Annotated in this window: 16 protein-coding genes and 2 tRNA genes; 7 read left to right on the top strand and 11 right to left on the bottom strand. The window is 71.3% G+C overall.

What is annotated here, in order from left to right; genetic code table 11:
* Nucleotides 1–97: 97 nt before the first annotated feature.
* The 3 genes from ABT004_RS24975 to ABT004_RS24965 all read right to left on the bottom strand — a co-directional run bounded on the left by ABT004_RS24975 (nucleotide 98) and on the right by ABT004_RS24965 (nucleotide 2319).
* Nucleotides 98–313, bottom strand: coding sequence for an FmdB family zinc ribbon protein (locus ABT004_RS24975; protein WP_351340911.1), 216 nt, complete (start codon nucleotides 311–313; stop codon nucleotides 98–100).
* Nucleotides 314–328: 15 nt separating this feature from the next.
* Nucleotides 329–841 carry a DUF4383 domain-containing protein gene (locus tag ABT004_RS24970; RefSeq protein ID WP_351340908.1) on the bottom strand — a complete coding sequence of 171 codons (513 nt, stop codon included), beginning with the start codon at nucleotides 839–841 and terminating at the stop codon, nucleotides 329–331.
* Between the two features lie 95 nt (nucleotides 842–936).
* Nucleotides 937–2319 (bottom strand): hypothetical protein, encoded by a 1383-nt coding sequence (locus ABT004_RS24965; RefSeq protein WP_351340905.1) that lies wholly within the window; start codon nucleotides 2317–2319, stop codon nucleotides 937–939.
* Nucleotides 2320–2489: 170 nt separating this feature from the next.
* Between ABT004_RS24965 and ABT004_RS24960 the strand changes: the two genes are divergently transcribed.
* Nucleotides 2490–2561, top strand: a tRNA-Val gene (locus ABT004_RS24960).
* Here the strand turns inward: ABT004_RS24960 and ABT004_RS36425 are convergent.
* Nucleotides 2521–2811, bottom strand: a complete 291-nt coding sequence (locus tag ABT004_RS36425) for a hypothetical protein (RefSeq protein ID WP_451191292.1) — start codon at nucleotides 2809–2811, stop codon at nucleotides 2521–2523. The two genes, ABT004_RS24960 and ABT004_RS36425, sit on opposite strands and share 41 nt — an antisense overlap.
* Before the next feature lie 768 nt (nucleotides 2812–3579).
* Between ABT004_RS36425 and ABT004_RS24955 the strand changes: the two genes are divergently transcribed.
* Together ABT004_RS24955 and ABT004_RS24950 are read left to right on the top strand one after the other, a co-directional pair.
* Nucleotides 3580–3867 (top strand): hypothetical protein, encoded by a 288-nt coding sequence (locus tag ABT004_RS24955; protein ID WP_351340904.1) that lies wholly within the window; start codon nucleotides 3580–3582, stop codon nucleotides 3865–3867.
* Between the two features lie 316 nt (nucleotides 3868–4183).
* Nucleotides 4184–4291: transfer RNA gene (locus tag ABT004_RS24950), tRNA-Val, on the top strand.
* Between the two features lie 41 nt (nucleotides 4292–4332).
* Here ABT004_RS24950 and ABT004_RS24945 read toward each other — a convergent pair.
* Complete coding sequence (locus tag ABT004_RS24945; RefSeq protein ID WP_351340901.1) at nucleotides 4333–4713, bottom strand: DUF8825 domain-containing protein; 381 nt, start codon at nucleotides 4711–4713, stop codon at nucleotides 4333–4335.
* Between the two features lie 133 nt (nucleotides 4714–4846).
* Between ABT004_RS24945 and ABT004_RS24940 the strand changes: the two genes are divergently transcribed.
* Complete coding sequence (locus ABT004_RS24940; RefSeq protein WP_351340898.1) at nucleotides 4847–5101, top strand: DUF2277 domain-containing protein; 255 nt, start codon at nucleotides 4847–4849, stop codon at nucleotides 5099–5101.
* Here ABT004_RS24940 and ABT004_RS24935 read toward each other — a convergent pair.
* The gene (locus ABT004_RS24935; RefSeq protein WP_351340895.1) at nucleotides 5089–5721 is read right to left on the bottom strand and encodes a DedA family protein; all 633 of its coding nucleotides are present in this window, start codon (nucleotides 5719–5721) and stop codon (nucleotides 5089–5091) included. The genes ABT004_RS24940 and ABT004_RS24935 overlap by 13 nt on opposite strands.
* A 233-nt stretch (nucleotides 5722–5954) precedes the next feature.
* On the opposite strand from ABT004_RS24935, the gene ABT004_RS24930 reads away from it, so the two are divergent.
* Nucleotides 5955–6485, top strand: a complete 531-nt coding sequence (locus ABT004_RS24930; RefSeq protein ID WP_351340893.1) for a superoxide dismutase family protein — start codon at nucleotides 5955–5957, stop codon at nucleotides 6483–6485.
* Between the two features lie 78 nt (nucleotides 6486–6563).
* Here ABT004_RS24930 and ABT004_RS24925 read toward each other — a convergent pair whose 3' ends face one another.
* The 4 genes from ABT004_RS24925 to ABT004_RS24910 all read right to left on the bottom strand — a co-directional run bounded on the left by ABT004_RS24925 (nucleotide 6564) and on the right by ABT004_RS24910 (nucleotide 11803).
* Nucleotides 6564–7013: a DoxX family protein gene (locus ABT004_RS24925; protein ID WP_351340891.1), complete on the bottom strand. Its 450-nt coding sequence runs from the start codon at nucleotides 7011–7013 to the stop codon at nucleotides 6564–6566.
* Between the two features lie 96 nt (nucleotides 7014–7109).
* Nucleotides 7110–9077 (bottom strand): FAD/NAD(P)-binding protein, encoded by a 1968-nt coding sequence (locus ABT004_RS24920; RefSeq protein WP_351340888.1) that lies wholly within the window; start codon nucleotides 9075–9077, stop codon nucleotides 7110–7112.
* 346 nt (nucleotides 9078–9423) lie between these two features.
* On the bottom strand, nucleotides 9424–11061 hold the full coding sequence (locus ABT004_RS24915; RefSeq protein ID WP_351340885.1) for an alkaline phosphatase D family protein: 1638 nt from the start codon (nucleotides 11059–11061) through the stop codon (nucleotides 9424–9426).
* A gap of 97 nt (nucleotides 11062–11158) precedes the next feature.
* Nucleotides 11159–11803, bottom strand: coding sequence for an HNH endonuclease family protein (locus ABT004_RS24910; RefSeq protein WP_351340924.1), 645 nt, complete (start codon nucleotides 11801–11803; stop codon nucleotides 11159–11161).
* A gap of 281 nt (nucleotides 11804–12084) precedes the next feature.
* Between ABT004_RS24910 and ABT004_RS24905 the strand changes: the two genes are divergently transcribed.
* Both ABT004_RS24905 and ABT004_RS24900 read left to right on the top strand, forming a co-directional pair.
* Nucleotides 12085–12831, top strand: a complete 747-nt coding sequence (locus tag ABT004_RS24905; RefSeq protein ID WP_351340882.1) for a DUF4142 domain-containing protein — start codon at nucleotides 12085–12087, stop codon at nucleotides 12829–12831.
* A 164-nt stretch (nucleotides 12832–12995) separates the two neighbouring features.
* Complete coding sequence (locus tag ABT004_RS24900; protein WP_351340879.1) at nucleotides 12996–13673, top strand: HAD-IA family hydrolase; 678 nt, start codon at nucleotides 12996–12998, stop codon at nucleotides 13671–13673.
* Nucleotides 13674–13750: 77 nt separating this feature from the next.
* On the opposite strand, the gene ABT004_RS24895 is transcribed toward ABT004_RS24900, so the two are convergent.
* Nucleotides 13751–14542, bottom strand: a complete 792-nt coding sequence (locus ABT004_RS24895; protein ID WP_351340877.1) for a peptidoglycan-binding domain-containing protein — start codon at nucleotides 14540–14542, stop codon at nucleotides 13751–13753.
* Nucleotides 14543–14617 lie beyond the last annotated feature (75 nt).

Genomic DNA, 14617 nt, shown 5'->3' with positions numbered 1-14617 from the left:
GTGCCCCATTTCAAGCCCCGCCGGCGATTGAGGCGCGGGGTCCGGGGCGGAGCCCCGTGGCGTGGGAGCCGGGTGGCCGCCACCCTGTAGCCAACCCTCAGCCGCAGCAGCCGCCCCCGCAGCAGCCGCCGCCTCCGGCGCTCGCGCTCGGGGACGGGGCGGCGGACGTGCCTGCCACCGAGACCGTGGAGAGGAGTTTGACCGTGTCGGCGTGGCCCTCGGGGCAGGTGGCAGGGGCCGCGGAGGCGGACATCGGGCGGGACAGTTCGAACGTGGCGGCGCAGCTGCGGCAGCGGTACTCGTAGCGTGGCATGCGCCAAGAGTACGGTCAGGCCCGGTCAGTTGGGGCGTGCCTGGCCTGCCAGTACGGGTTGTCGTGCGGCAGCGTTCCGCTGACCCGCCCGTACATCCCGAAGAACATCAGCAGCACGCCGACGACAAAGCTGAACAGCACGTTCTGTATGCGGAACGCCAGGAAATTGAAGCCGGTGTCCAGCAGGGCCAGGTTCACGAAGCCGCTGAGGATGAACAGGATGCCCAGCGTCATGTTGAGCGTCGACGCGAAGTTGCCGCCGATCACCATTCCGACGAAGAGCAGCAGGCCGACGCAGATGGACAGGACGCTCAGCGCGCCGTTCGTGCTCAGGCCCGCGACGGAGTCCCCGCGGGTGTCGAAGAAGCCGATCTTGTCGACGAGCCCGAGGATGCCGAAGGCGAGCAGAACGAGCCCCATCAGGCCCGCTCCGGTGCGGTACACCCTGCTGAGCCGATGGTCGAGGGGCAGATGCTCGTCGAGCGTGACGTGGCGTCGGGGCCCGGGGTGGAGTACGTGCGTGGACATGATCGCCCCGCCTCCTTGTACGCGGTACGTGCGCACCGGCGGTACGCACGTGGACGTACCTCAAGGATCCCCCCGGCCCGCGCGTTACGCCAACGTCAGACGCCGCCGCCCCGGTCCTCCCGGATCTGCGTGACCACGCGGGCCACCGTCCGCCGCACGCCCTCCGTCTCGGTCAGGAAGTGCCAGTAGTCGGGGTGGCGCCCCTCGAGGCCCGCGACGGCGCGGTCCAGGCGCGCCACCGAATCGTCGAGGGGGCGGGCGTGCCGCGGGTCGGGCGTGGAACGGCCCGCCATCGCGAGGCGCTGCGCGTCCCGGATCGCGAACCGCGTGCGGTCGATCTCCGCCCGCGGGTCCTTCGACACCGCGTTCAGCCGCTGGAGGCGGTCGGAGGCGGCCGACACCGACTCGTCCGTCGCGTTCAGCAGGGCGCGGACCGTGGAGAGCAGCGCCGTCGCGTTCGGCCAGTCCTGGCTCTCGCGGGCCGACCGGGCCTCGGCGATCTTGGACTCGGCCTGCCGCACGTTCTCCGCGGCCGTGTCCGGTACGGACTGCAGGTCCTGCCAGCACGCGGCGGTGAACCGGCGCCGCAGCTCGCTGAGTACCGGCTCGACCTGCCCCGCCCGCGTCTGGAGCGCCTGCGCGCGGGTCCGCAGGGAGACGAGCCTGCGGTCGATCTCGGCCGCCCGCTCGGGCAGCCGCTCCGCCTCGGCCCGTACGGACTCGGCGCCCCGCGCGACCCGCTCCGCACGCTCCAGCGTCTCCGGTACGCCGTGCTGTCCTGCCCCCTGGTTGAGCTTGGTCAGCTCGGGGCCGAGAGCGGCGAGCCGGGCCGCCAGATCGTCGGCCTCGAGGCCCGCCTGCCGTACGGAGTCGAGCGCGGTCGTCGCCGCCAGCAGGGCCTGCCGCGCGCGCTCCACGGAGGGGGCGACCCGCGCCAGCTGTGTCTCGGCCTTGCCGAGCAGCGGTCCGATGCCCTGCGCGAAGCGGTCCAGATCCTGCTTGACCTGCGTCAACTGCTCCTTCGCCTGCGTCAGTTGGGTATGGGCGCGGGAGGCGGCGGACGCCTCCAGGTCGTCGCGGTCCAGGTCGTGCGCGTCGACCGCGGTGATGTACTGCCCGCTCACCTCGTCGATACGGCGGCCGAGCCCCGCGAAGTCGTCGACGGCGCGGCGGGCCGCCGGCGAGTCGTCGACCGCGGTGATCGTCTCTATCGAGATGCGCAGGTCCCGCTGGGCGGAGTCCAGCTCGTAGAAGGCTGCTGCCGCGTCGTCCTTGGCGGCCTGCGCCTGCGCGCGCTGCGATTCGGCGCGGCCCCCGAACCACCGCCGGGTGCCTCCGGCGTTGAACGCGCCCGCGAGCGCCGCCGTGAGGAGGGGGAGCGGGAGAAGGGTGAGCGTCAGGACGTCGGTGAGGGCGCGGCGGTTCCTTTTGGTCCTCGTCGCCGTCACTAACCTCTCCCGCGCTGTCCGTGCCGTCATCAGCCCTGCCCGATACATTCTCCCACCGGTTAATGACGAACACACGGGCCCATTAGTTCGCGGTTCGCCGGGTGACTTTCCCGCACGTCGGCCCGGGCGGTCCCTGGGTGCCGAGCATGGGCACTGGCAAGGTAGGCTGTCGACTCGTCCTGGCCACGCGCCGGGATCACGGGCGCGTAGCTCAGGGGTAGAGCGTCTGCCTTACAAGCAGAATGTCGGCGGTTCGAAACCGTCCGCGCCCACACTGCATAAGTAGCAGGTCAGAGGCCCTTCGGTGAGATCACCGGAGGGCCTTTCCTGTGATCGAAGTCCACAAAGAATCCACAACCCCCGGCGATCTTGGTGCACTGTCACCGGTTCGAGGGGCTGCGCGAGATGCTCGGGGTCCGTCTCGATCTCGCCCTGGACGAGGATCTCGCCGGTCTCCTCGACCTCGTACAGGGTCGGGCAGTTGCCGTGATCGGACGTCGTGCCGATGAACCTGAGCGTCATGTTGCCCTCCATCTGCGCTGGTTGGACGTTCAGCACGCTGCGGATTCGGAGTGTGTGTCCTCAGATTGCGCGAGATTGCTCCGGCGGCACGGATGCCCGTACGCAGCATGCAATCGGGCATGACGAAACGGCCCCCACCGCCCGAAGGCGATGAGGGCCAAGCTGTAATGGCATATGCGTGTCCGGTAAGGCTCTGCCCACAGCTCCGTATGCGGAGCTACATTTTCCGCGTGTCCACCACACCCCCGTTAGGTCAGCCGCGGATCGCTCACCAGCTCAACGAGCAGATCCGCCAACTCATGCTGCGCTCCGGCGGATGGCTCAACGATGAACAGCGCAACGAATACGCGCAGCTCATCACCGCATGGGCGGACGCCGTCCACGCCGAACGTACTGACGCCGCTGCGGATCCAGCGCCGCGGCCTGCGGAACCGCACTGTCCGACGGTTCAGGTTGCGACGGAGGCGCCGCACCCGTCCGACGGCACACGAGCGCATCAGGATCGCCCGCTGGAGCCTGCCACGAGTAGCCGTCCGGGCACGACGTCGTCGCGTCCTCCCCGTCCGCCCCGTCCTGTCCCGCTGGCCCCGGTGGGCCGGACGGTCCCGGCACGGTTGACGCTGGCCCCGGCACAGTCGAGCCCGTGCCCGGAGCGCCGGGCGACCCCTGCGGACCCGGCTCCGGCATGACCGTCGGCGCGGGCTTCCCCGAAGCTCCCTGAGCCCCGCGCGGCCCGCGCTTTCCTGGGACGAGTACTGGATTCCTGACGTGCGCCGGCAGGTCCACCGCAGTCGACGGATCCGGCGCCGCCGGCGTCCCGCCCTCCGCGCGGACCCGCCTCCGCAGGATCCGCACGTCCTCCGCGAGCGTCGTCACGTCCGCACCGCGGCGTGCCGCCTGAGCGCCGAGCTGGTCCGCGCGATGCGCCTCCGCATCGATCCGCAGCCACACCAGGACGATCGCGCCCGCGAGGGTGGGGAGCACCGCGGCGAGTATGAGCGTGCCCCGGCGGCGGACGATGAGCGGCTGTGTGTGGCGTCCACTCACGTCGGCTGAACCTCCGAGGTCTGCGAGGTGGCGGCGGAGACGACGGCTCTCATCTGTGAGTGCTGTGATCTGGTTGAGGAGCCCCGCCTTCTCGGTCCGTTCGGTGGCGAGTTCGGCGTATCCAGCCGCCAACTTGCCCTCGGTCTCGGCGAGCTGCGTGCGGAGCTTGTCGCGCTCCTCCTGGAGGTTGTCGACGAGTGTGGAGTACCCGCCGAACAGGGCCCCGGACTGATTGGCCCGGTTGGCTCCTCGCTGGCCGATGATGCCCGCGATGGCCGCGGCTGTACGAGTACCGGCATGACGTGGCGAGCCGTCTGCACCATGCGGGCGTGATCAAGGTCCGGCGAGTCTCGGCGAGACCCGGGAAACCCTGGTCAGAGTGATGGCCTGCCTTACAAGCAGAATGTCGGCGGTTCGAAACCGTCCGCGCCCACCGTGACGCGTACAGCACGATGAACCAAGGCCCTCAGGCGATCAAGCCCGTGGGCCTTCGTCGTTTCCGGGGTTGTCGCGTGTGGGGGTGTCGTGGGCGTGTTTGAGGTGGGCGCGGGCCCGCACCGCGTCGCCGCCCGTCAGTTCGGACCAGTACCGATGGCACGTCACGAAGACGGCCAGTTCCAGCTCGCGCCTGCGGAGTTTCTCGACCTCCGCCTGGTCGTCCTCGCTCCAGCCGGGCGAGGCCGCGCGCTCCATTTTGCGCCAGCCGTGCGTGTCCATGACGGCGTCGTGGGGCTCGACCGACCAGGGGAGCCGCTTGAGCAGGGCCAGGAGATCGGCCCTGATCTGATGCAGCTCGGCCTGGCCCGCGAGGAGGTCGTCGGGGAAGTCGAAGTCGGAATCATCGGTCGCTGCCACCCGGCAATGGTACGTCTGTTCGAATTCAGGGTGCGAGCAACTTCGGGTACTTCATCGGGTAGTTCACGCGAACGTGTGGTCGACGGTGTTCGATTACCAGGTGCGGGGCGCCGTCCGGCGGCAGACTGGAGACATGTGCCGCAGCATCAAGACCCTTCGCCCGCCCGCGCTCCCCGAAGAGGCCACCGGGGACGAGATCAGGGCCGCAGCCCTGCAGTACGTGCGGAAGGTGTCCGGCTTCCGGGCGCCGGCCGCGCACAACCGTGAGGTGTTCGAACGGGCGGTGGACGACATCGCCCGCGCGACCGCCGAGCTGCTCGACGGCCTTGAGGTCCGCGGGTCCGGCGGATCCGCGCACAAGCCCTCGGCGTCCGCTCAGGCTTCCTGAGGCGCCGGTGCCGGCCTGCGCATGACGTACGCGGCCACCGTGCCCGCGCCCACCAGAGCGAGGACCGAGACGAAGGTGGAGAGCCAGCTCGCACCGAGCCACTGCGCGCCGAAGTAGCCGAGCGCCACGCTGTACGCGGCCCAGGCCACGCCCGCGAGCGCGGACCACGGCAGGAACTCGCGGACCCGGCGGTGCGCCGTGCCCGCCGCGAAGGAGACGACCGAGCGGCCCGCGGGCGCGAACCGGGCGATGACCACGAGCAGTCCGCCACTCGACCGCGCGAGCGCCCCGCCGAGACGTTCCTGCGCGGTGCTCAGGCGCCGGGAACGGGCGAGGGCGCGGTCCAGGCGCTCGCTGCCGCGTGCGGCGAGCCGGTACGCGACCAGGTCGCCGAGGACCGAGGCCGTCGCGGCGCACAGTGTGAGGGCCAGCAGGTCCGGGAGGTTGGGGTGCGGTACGCCGCCGGTCGCGGCCGCGCCGCCCGCGGTCGCGGTGGCCGCGGCGATCACGAGGAAGCCGCTCGGCAGCACGGGCACGAACACGTCGAAGACGACGGAGAGCGCCACGATCGCGTAGATCCACGAGCTGTCGGTCAGTGGCCCAAGGACACTCTCCAGCACTGTTCGCCTACTCCCGTTCGGACCGATCCGGTGCGCTTTCCGGCCGTTCCCTCCCGAAAGGAGCGGCTGACATGACAGCTCTACAGCGTACGCCTCGGAAGTGGCTGAAGTGGCGAAAGGGGCACAGTTGTTCCTGATCTCACGTTCCCGCGTGTTCCTGCCGTGATGGGTCGGTCACGTCCCGTACCAAAAGGTCATCGAAAGTGGCCCCAGGTGATCGAAAGGGAACGGAAATGAAGGCAAGAATCGTGGCGGGTGTCCTGGCCGCGGCCGCACTCGCAGTGAGCAGCGGCACCGCCGATGCGGCGACGAGTTACTGGGTGCGGGTGGCGGGGCACTTTTCGCCGCCCAACGCGTTCGTCGCGTCGTCGGCGCTCACGTACGACAAGGGTCTCGTGCCCCCGGCGTCGGCGGTCCAGGTGTCGCAGCACGGCACGGACTCCGGCATGACCGTGAGCCTGCGGGTGAGAGGGCTTGTCCCGGGTCACGCGTACGGCGCGCACGTGCACCAGAAGGCGTGCGGCACCGACCCCGAGGCGGCGGGCGGGCACTACCAGAACGTGGTGGACCCGAAGCGGGTGACCGCGGAGAACGAGATCTGGCTCGACTTCACGGCCGACGAGAACGGCGACGGCCGGGCGAAGGTGCACAAGAAGTGGGGTCTGCGGCCGGGCGGCGCGGGCTCCATCGTGATCCACGACAAGCCGGGCGCGTCGGGTGACCGGGTGGCGTGCGTCTCGGTGCCGTTCACCTCGGTCTCCTGAGGGGCTCTGCGCGTACGACGGCGGCCCGCCCTCCACGAGTGCGAGTGGGGAGCGGGCCGCCGTCGTACGCGCAGGGACTCAGGCCGGGACGGCCTCGCCGGCCGGTGCCGGTTCCTCGATCCGCTCGCCGCGCGCGGCGAAGAGGCGGTCGAGGCCCAGCGCGCCGGAGCCGGTGAAGACGAGCAGCAGCATCGTCCAGCAGAACATGGCCGCGGCCTCGCCACCGTTCTGGATCGGCCACAGGGCCTCGGGCTGGTGCATCTTGAAGTACGCGTAGGCCATCGAGCCCGACGAGACGAAGGCGGCGAAGCGGGTGCCGAGGCCGAACAGCACGAGGCCGCCGCCGACGAGCTGGATCACGGCCGCGTACCAGGCGGGCCAGGCGCCGGTCTGGACGGTGCCGCCGCCCATCGCGCCGCCGAGGACGCCGAAGAGCGAGGCGGCGCCGTGGCAGGCGAAGAGCAGGCCTATGACGATGCGGAACAGGCCGAGAGCGTAGGGCTGGGCGCGGTTGAGACGTCCAGTCATGGTGGGGCTCCTTCGGTCGGTGGGGACGAAACCGAGAGCACCGGCGCGGGGAGCGCCGTCATCGCCGCTGCCGCCACCGGTGTGGGGCGCCAAAGATTAGGGGAACCTAATTAGTGCTTGCAAGTTCAACATCCGGCCATGATCGCCCTCCGGGACGGCCTCCGCCCCGGCCGCCGCGGGGTCCCCCGCGACCGTGCGCAGGGCCGCGCGGGCCACCGCGTCCGCGTCGGAGAGGGTGACCGAGTCGACGCCCGGACGGGCCCCCGCGGCGGTCACCCAGTGCACCCCCTCGGTGGGCACTCCGAAGGCGAACCGCCGTGCGTGCGCCCGCCCTTGACGGTTGATCAGGCGGTACGGGCGAGGCGTGACGTCGAGGCCCCCGGTCTCGTGCCCGTCGACCGTGTGCGGCCGGGCGCCGCCGGTCTTGAGGAGGCGTATCAGCAGGTCGTCGGCGGTCCTGCGGAGGTCGGGCTCGGGCAGCCGGGCCTCGACGAGTGTGGTGACCCTCACGGTCGAACCCGGCACGTCGGGCGAGTGCGCGACGAAACGGCCGTCCCGCACCGTCACCTCCATGCGCGGCCCGACGACCGTCAGGACGCCGGCCTCGATCAGCGCGGTCAGCTCCTCGATACGTCGCCGGGGCGGGCCGATCGACAGGAACGCGTTGAGCGGGGTGTACCAGCGGTCGAGGTGGTCGCGGCGCGAGTCGCCGGCGAGGCCACCGTGGTCGACCACGAGCCGCAGCTCGTTGCGCAGGTCGCGCAGCACGTCGAGGGCGGCTTTCACCGGCCCGTCCACGTTGCCGAGCGAGGCGTGCGCGGCGTCCTCGCGAAGATGGCCGAGAAGCCAGGCGCGCCATGTGGCGGGAGAGGTGTACGTGCGGCCCGAGGCGGGGCGGGAGGCGCGGTCCCAGGACCACAGAAGGTCCTCAGGTATCCCGAACTCGCCGAGAACGGCGGCCTCTTGGCGGGATCGGTGAGGTGTGTCGAGGAAGCGCGCGCGGAAGGAACCGGCGGTGCGGGGGTGGGGGGCCGTGGTTCGCGGGAGTGCCCGTGCCCGCAGGAGCGTCTCGTAGTAGACCGTCTCGACCTCCTTCGCGACCAGCGGCCATATGTCGGCGAGGAAGTCGGGGGCGTCGCCGGAGTCGGCACGCTTGCGGAACCCGGCTATCAAGTCGGGGGTGAGTACGGCGGGTTGGTGGCGGCCGTACGCGCCCTTGGCGTTGTCGCCGCGCGCCTGGTGCGGGATGCCGCGGCGTGAACCCGCGTACAGGCGGGGCTCGTTGCCCGAAGGGACGTAGCGCAGGCCGCCGTCGGCCGTACGGATGTGGCGTCCGCCGCGGCCTTGCGTCAGCAGGGCCATGTGGTCGAAGAAGTTGAGGCCGAGGCCGCGCAGGAGGACGGGTTCGCCGGGGGCCAGGGGGCTCAGGTCGAGCTCGGCCGGGTTGGCGGGCGGGAGGTGGCGCAGGCCGTGCCGCCGGGCGTACTCGGCGAGGTTGAGCTCGGCCGGGGCGGCGACGGCGGGCAGGTGGCCCTGGGCGAGGACGACCGCGTGCAGGCCGGTGAGGCGGTGGCCGTCGGCGAGGGTGAGGGACTGGAGGCCGCTCTCGGTGTCGTCGAGGCGGGTGGCGCGGGTGGTGTGCGGGACGACCTCTACGCAGGCGGGGGCGGCGGCGACCGTCTCCGCGTACACCCAGCGCAGGTAGCGCCCGTACTGGGCGCGGGTGGGGTACGCGTCGGGGTCGAGCGGGGTGTCGTGCCGCAGGGCCCATTCGTAGAGGCTCGGGCCCGGGTGGATCGGGCCCGAGCAGTCGACGCTTTCGTCGGTGAACAGGGTGACCTGGGAGGCGACCGTGTTCATGAGGAGTTCCGGCGCCTGGTCCGTGCGCCAGACGGCGCCGGCGCCCGGTGGGTGCGGGTCGATCACGTGGACCGTGAGCCGGGTCCCGGGCGGGAGGAGTTCGTCCGCCGAGGCGGTGAGGCGTTCCAGGACGCTGGTGCCGCGGGGGCCCGCGCCGACGAGGGCGACGGTGAGCGGGGGGTGCTCGGGGTGGGGGACGGGCACGGTGGGACTCCCGAGGCATGTGGGGCTGCTGGGAAGCGGGTGGGTGGGATCATCATGCCGTTTCCCTGCCGGGAGTGGTGCAGACCAGTGGGGGTGTGGTCGGTGTCACCCCGGGGCGGGGTGGGGTCGTCGGACGGTGCTGGCCCACCGTCCTCACGCCACGGGGCTCCGCCCCGGACCCCGCGCCTCAATCGCCGGCGGGGCTATAAATAGCCCCTGCGGCGATTGAGCAGGCCTTTCAAGCCGGTGCGGAGGTATGTGCATTTCAAGCCCCTGCGGCGATTGAGCAGCGGGGTCCGGGGCGGAGCCCCGTGGCGTGGGGGCGGGCGGCCGTGGCCGTGGGCGGCTACGTCAGGTGGCGTTCGTCTGCCCGGATCAGGCCCCGCCGGGGATCCGCCTGGTCGAGCGACAGATCCGCCCTCCGACCCCGCAGGGTCAGGGTCATCAGCTGGTTCCCGAACCAGGGGCCAACCGTCCGGCGCCAGGCGATGCGCGGAGTGCCTGCGCGGGCGTGGCGGGTGAAGCGGCGGCCGAGGGCCCGGCCGAAGCGGCTCCAGCCGAAGCGGAAGCCGACGCGTATCGAGGCGGGGACGGAGTTGTGCACCGGGGAGCAGGTGAGTTGGAGGACGTGGGCGCTCGGTGCCGCCACGCCCGCGGGCCAGGTCGGCTCGGCGACGTACGCGTGGTGGACGTCGCCGGAGAGGACCGAGATGGTCGCCGGGGCGGCGTCGCCCGAGCCGGCCTCGGCGATCAGGTCCGCGAGCGCGTTGAAGGACTTGGGGAACGCCGCCCAGTGCTCCAGGTCCGCCCTGCGCCGCAGTTTTTCCCCGAACCGCGCCCAGCGCGGCCCCCGTTCGCCCCGGCACAGCGCCGCGTTCCACCCCTCGGCGTCGTGGATGAGGTGCGGGAGCAGCCACGGCAGCGACGTGCCGATGAGGAGGTGGTCGTACGTGCCGTGGTCCGCGAGGGCGGCCTCGCGCAGCCACTTCGCCTCGCCGGAGGAGAGCATCGCCCGGTTCTGCTCGTCGAGGACGCGGGCCGCCCGGGTGTCCACCATCAGCAGCCGTACGCGGCCGAAGTCGCGGCGGTAGCTCCACCGGACGGAGTCCGGTTCGGTGTCCGCGCGGGCGGCGAACTCCCGCAGGGCGTCCGTGCCGTCGGGGGTCGCGTGGACCGCCTCGTAGACGGGGTCCTTGGCGAGGTCGGCAGGGGAGAGGTTGCCTATGTGCTGGTGCACCCAGTACGACATCAGGCCGCCGAGCAGCCGCTCGCGCCACCACGGGACCGCGCGCATGTCGGCGAGCCAGGCGGCGCTGGTGTTCCAGTCGTCGATCAGGTCGTGATCGTCGAAGATCATGCAGCTGGGGACCGTGGAGAGCAGCCAGCGGACCTCCGGGTCGAGCCACGACTCGTAGTAGAGGTGCGTGTACTCCTGATAGTCCGCGACCTCCGTGCCGGGAGGCTCCGACAGGTCGCGGCGGCGCGCGAGCCACGCCTGCGTCGCCGGTGAGGTCTCGTCCGCGTAGACCTGGTCACCGAGGAGTACGAGGACGTCGGGGCGCTCGGCGGCCGGGTCCGCGGCGATGCGGGCGGCCAGGGTGTCGAGGGCGTCGGGGCCCACCGGATCGTGCTCGGCGGCGGGAGGTGCCGCCCAGCGGCAGGAGCCGAAGGTGACGCGGACCGGGTCCCCGGAGTCGTACGCCGGGGTGCGGATGGTGCTGGCCGGGTAAGGGGATTCCGGCAGTGGCCACACGGGGCCACCGCCGTCGAGGATCACCTCGTACGTGGTCTCCGTGCCGGGAGTGAGCCCGGTGACAGGGATCAGCGCGTAGTGGTGCCCGTCGACCTGGAACGTGGGCGCGCTGCCCGACGCGCCGTCCGCGCAGCGCACCTCGGCGACGCAGGGTCGGCTCGCCTCGACCCATACCGTCGCCGTCCCCTCGTCCACGTACCGCAGCAGTGGTCCAAGGCGCAGCCTTGCCACGTGATCGCCTCCGCTCGAATCTCCGACGCTCCGGCACCGTACGGTACGGAACGTCGGAGGTGGGCGGGGTGGTTCCGGCAAGCCAGGCGCTATGTGCTCAGCAGCCGCTGAGTCCCGACTGGATCGCCGACTTCTCCGCCGGGTCGACGCTGAGTGTGTAGTGGTGCTTCACCTGGACCCACATCCGCAGATACGTGCAGGTGTACTCGGTGCGCGAGGGCATCCACTCGGCGGGGTCCTTGTCGCCCTTGGACTGGTTGACGTTGTCGGTGACCGCCATGAGCTGCGGCCGGGTCAGGTCGTTGGCGAAACCCTGGCGCTCGTCGTTGGTCCAGGAGTTCGCGCCCGACTTCCACGCCTCGGACAGCGGGACGATGTGATCGATGTCGACGTCGCTGGAGGCCGTCCAGGTCTCGCCGTCGTACTCGGAGTACCAACTCCCCGATGTCGCCGCGCAGTCGGAGCCCGTCTCGACGTCCTTTCCGTCGCGCTTGAGGACTTCCTCGCGGGTGTTGCACGTGCCGGACTGGGTGATCCAGTGCGGGAACTTCTCGCGGCTGTAGCCGTCGGAGGAACCTTCCGCCTTCTCCGTCAGCTCGCCGAGGTACGTACGGGCGGTGGCGGCGCTGACGGGGGTGGGCGGCGCGGCCTGGGCGGACGGCGTGGCGAGCAGCAGGGCGAGCGCGGTGACGCCGGTGGCGGCCGCGGCGAACGAGGATCGACGCGCGTAGACCGGGCGTATGCGGCGCGAGGTCGAGGTGGGGCGCATGTGAACTCCCTTGATGTGGGGGTGGAGTTACGAGGTCGAGGGCCTGCCGCACCGTGTGCTGTGGGGCGCCTGGCATGGCAGGGTCGCGTCAATATGGTGGCGGGCGAGGGGGTCGATCACAAGTAGTCCCGGCAAAACGCGAGTTGACCGGGGCCGGGCGCGAAAAAGAACGAGGGGAATTTTCGCCGAGCGCTGATCGGACCGGGGTCCGCGTCCGTACCTTCCGGTGTCCCTCGTTCGCGACTGGAGGCACCATGCGACTCTCGCGCTCCACGGCCGGAAACCTTTTCGTGATCGGCGCGTTGATCGTGACCGTCTCGGCCCTGGCCTATCCCGCCATGCTCGGCGTGCAGAACACCACCACGACGCAGGCGCGCGTCGTCGGCAGCACCCGCTGGGGCCCGCTCACCGAGGCCGACCGGGACTTCGTGGTCAAGGTCAGGTCGGCGGGCCTGTGGGAATTCCCCCTGGGCCAGGAGGTGTTGAAGCGGGGCACGACGCCGGAGATGAAGACGGCCGGGCAGCACCTCGTCGTCGGGCACTCCCTGCTGGACGCCAGTTGCCGCAAGATCTCCCAGGATCTGGGCATCACCCTGCCCAATCAACCCACGCCGCAACAGCAGCAGTTCGTGGCAACTGTGGAGTCCAAGCGCGACAAGGAGTTCGACTCCACGGCGTCGAACATCATGCGCGTGACGCACGGGCAGATCTTCCCGGCCATCAGCAATATCCGGGCCACCACCCAGAACGCCGAGATACGGCGGCTCGCGAACGAGGCCAACGACGTCGTGCGCGACCACATGGAGGTCCTGGAGAAGACCGGCCTCGTCAACATGGACCAGGCCCTCGCCGAGCAGACCGGACCGCCACGGGTCCAGAAGGCGCAGATGACCCCGCCGGTGCCGCAGCCCGGAGCTCCGCAGGTCGCGCTGATCGCGCCGCCGGGGCTGCCGAATCCGTACACGAAGACGTTCCCGTCCTCGCCGCCGACGACGCGCTGAGCAGCGGCGGAGAGGGGTGTCGGCGTGGTGGGAGGGGGCGGGTGGCGATCTTCGGGGGAGTTTTTGTATCGTGAAGAAACAAAGTGGCACCCGCCCGTTCAACCCTGACCAGCGGGCGGGGCCGCCTTGTTCCTCTTACGCCTCCGCAGGTCTGGAGCCCGCCGATGACGGCCACGCCCACGGTGCCCACTGTTCTCAAGGCGCGCGCACTCCTCCTCGACATGGACGGCACCCTCGTCAACTCCGACGCCGTCGTCGAGCGGATCTGGCGGCGCTGGGCGGACGCCCACGGATTCGACGCCGAGCGGGTCCTCGCCGTCGCGCACGGCCGCCAGGCCCACGCCACGCTGGCCGAGCTGCTCCCCGAGCGGCCGATGGCGGAGAACTACGCGGACAACGCGCGCATGCTCGCCGAGGAGACCTCGGACGTGGACGGCGTCGTCGCCGTGCCGGGCGCTCCGCGGTTCCTGGAGTCGCTGGTCGCGGGCGGCGTCGCGCACGCCCTCGTCACCTCGGCCGACCTCGCGCTCTCGACGGCGCGGATGGGGGCGGCGGGGCTCGCGTATCCCGCGGTGCGGGTGACCGCGGAGAACGTGGGGGCCAGCAAGCCCGATCCCGAGGGGTTCCTGAAGGGGGCGGCCGAGCTGGGGGTGGATCCGGCGGATTGTGTGGTGTTCGAGGACTCGGGGGCGGGAATCGCGGCGGGGCGCTCCGCGGGGATGCGGGTCGTGGGGGTTGGGGCCAGGGCCGTGGCGCAGGGGGCGACCGTATGTGTGCCGGATCTGACGGCCGTACGGGTTCAGGTTCTTGCCGACGGGGAGATCGAGCTGCACCTCGGGTGACGTACGCACTGGGGCACAGAGGTTGAGCCCCAGTGCGGGTTTCGGCTACTCACGGTTGCGCGCTACCCGTGTTTCGGCTACCCGTGCCCGCGGCCCCGTTGCCCACCCGTTTCCCGCTCAAGAGCCGTGCGCGTCGACGGGCCGTATTGGCCGTGCTTGTCGGTAGTGATGCCGCGGGAGTACTGGTAGGTGCCGACCGATGTTTCTGTGGGGTTGTCGAAGGTGCCGGTGATTTCGCCTACGTAGAGGTTCAACTGCTTGAGGCGCCACTGGAGTTCGGCGACCTCGTGGCCCCTGTCGCCCCGGCGTAGGGTCGTCGGCCCCGTCGGTGTCGTCGACGTCGTGCGGGAAGTCGAAGGGGACGGGCTTCTGCGTTCCTTGCGCTGTGTGTCGGGTTTCGCGCGGGTCGGGGTGGGCGACGCCGTGACCGTCCGGGAGTGCGTGGGTGAGGGCGAGGTGGACGGGGAGCCCTTCGCCGACGGGGACGCGGAGCGTGTGGTGGGGGCCGCCGGGCGGGACGGGGCGAGCGTCATCGCCGTCGCCCTCGCGGCCGTGGTGTCGGAGGCCGAGGCCCCTTCGTCGCCCGGCGACGTGATCAGCACCGTCACCAGGGTCGCCACACTCAGCACGCCCGTGACCGCGGAGAGCAGCAGCATCCGGCCGTGCTTGGCCGGCTCGTCCGGATCCGGCCCCTCGTCGGAGTCGTCGTCCGGGGTGTGCGCGGGCGGCGGCGGATACGCGTACGGGTCGGCGGCCCGCGGCGGCGTCGGCTGCGAGGGCTCCGACAGCGAGACGTAGGGGCGGACACGGAGCGGAGCGAAGGCTTCCGGCTCGCAGCCGCAGGACGGCGCGCCATCGGGACCCACCACGGCCCCGCACTCCGGACACGTACGACGTTCTTCACTCACCGCTGCCGAACCCCCTCCGCACGCCCCGGCCCCCCG

Origin of the sequence: Streptomyces sp. NPDC002790, assembly GCF_040295505.1 — a bacterium.
Lineage (GTDB): Bacteria > Actinomycetota > Actinomycetes > Streptomycetales > Streptomycetaceae > Streptomyces.
This window is presented reverse-complemented; position numbering and strand designations above follow the sequence as displayed.

Excerpts from the sequence above, each read along its gene's own strand:
- ABT004_RS24975 (WP_351340911.1), bottom strand. The coding sequence starts at position 313 with ATGCCACGCTACGAGTACCGCTGCCGCAGCTGCGCCGCCACGTTCGAA.
- ABT004_RS24970 (WP_351340908.1), bottom strand. The coding sequence starts at position 841 with ATGTCCACGCACGTACTCCACCCCGGGCCCCGACGCCACGTCACGCTC.
- ABT004_RS24965 (WP_351340905.1), bottom strand. The coding sequence starts at position 2,319 with ATGACGGCACGGACAGCGCGGGAGAGGTTAGTGACGGCGACGAGGACC.
- ABT004_RS36425 (WP_451191292.1), bottom strand. The coding sequence starts at position 2,811 with ATGACGCTCAGGTTCATCGGCACGACGTCCGATCACGGCAACTGCCCG.
- ABT004_RS24940 (WP_351340898.1), top strand. The coding sequence starts at position 4,847 with ATGTGCCGCAGCATCAAGACCCTTCGCCCGCCCGCGCTCCCCGAAGAG.
- ABT004_RS24930 (WP_351340893.1), top strand. The coding sequence starts at position 5,955 with ATGAAGGCAAGAATCGTGGCGGGTGTCCTGGCCGCGGCCGCACTCGCA.
- ABT004_RS24925 (WP_351340891.1), bottom strand. The coding sequence starts at position 7,013 with ATGACTGGACGTCTCAACCGCGCCCAGCCCTACGCTCTCGGCCTGTTC.
- ABT004_RS24905 (WP_351340882.1), top strand. The coding sequence starts at position 12,085 with ATGCGACTCTCGCGCTCCACGGCCGGAAACCTTTTCGTGATCGGCGCG.
- ABT004_RS24900 (WP_351340879.1), top strand. The coding sequence starts at position 12,996 with ATGACGGCCACGCCCACGGTGCCCACTGTTCTCAAGGCGCGCGCACTC.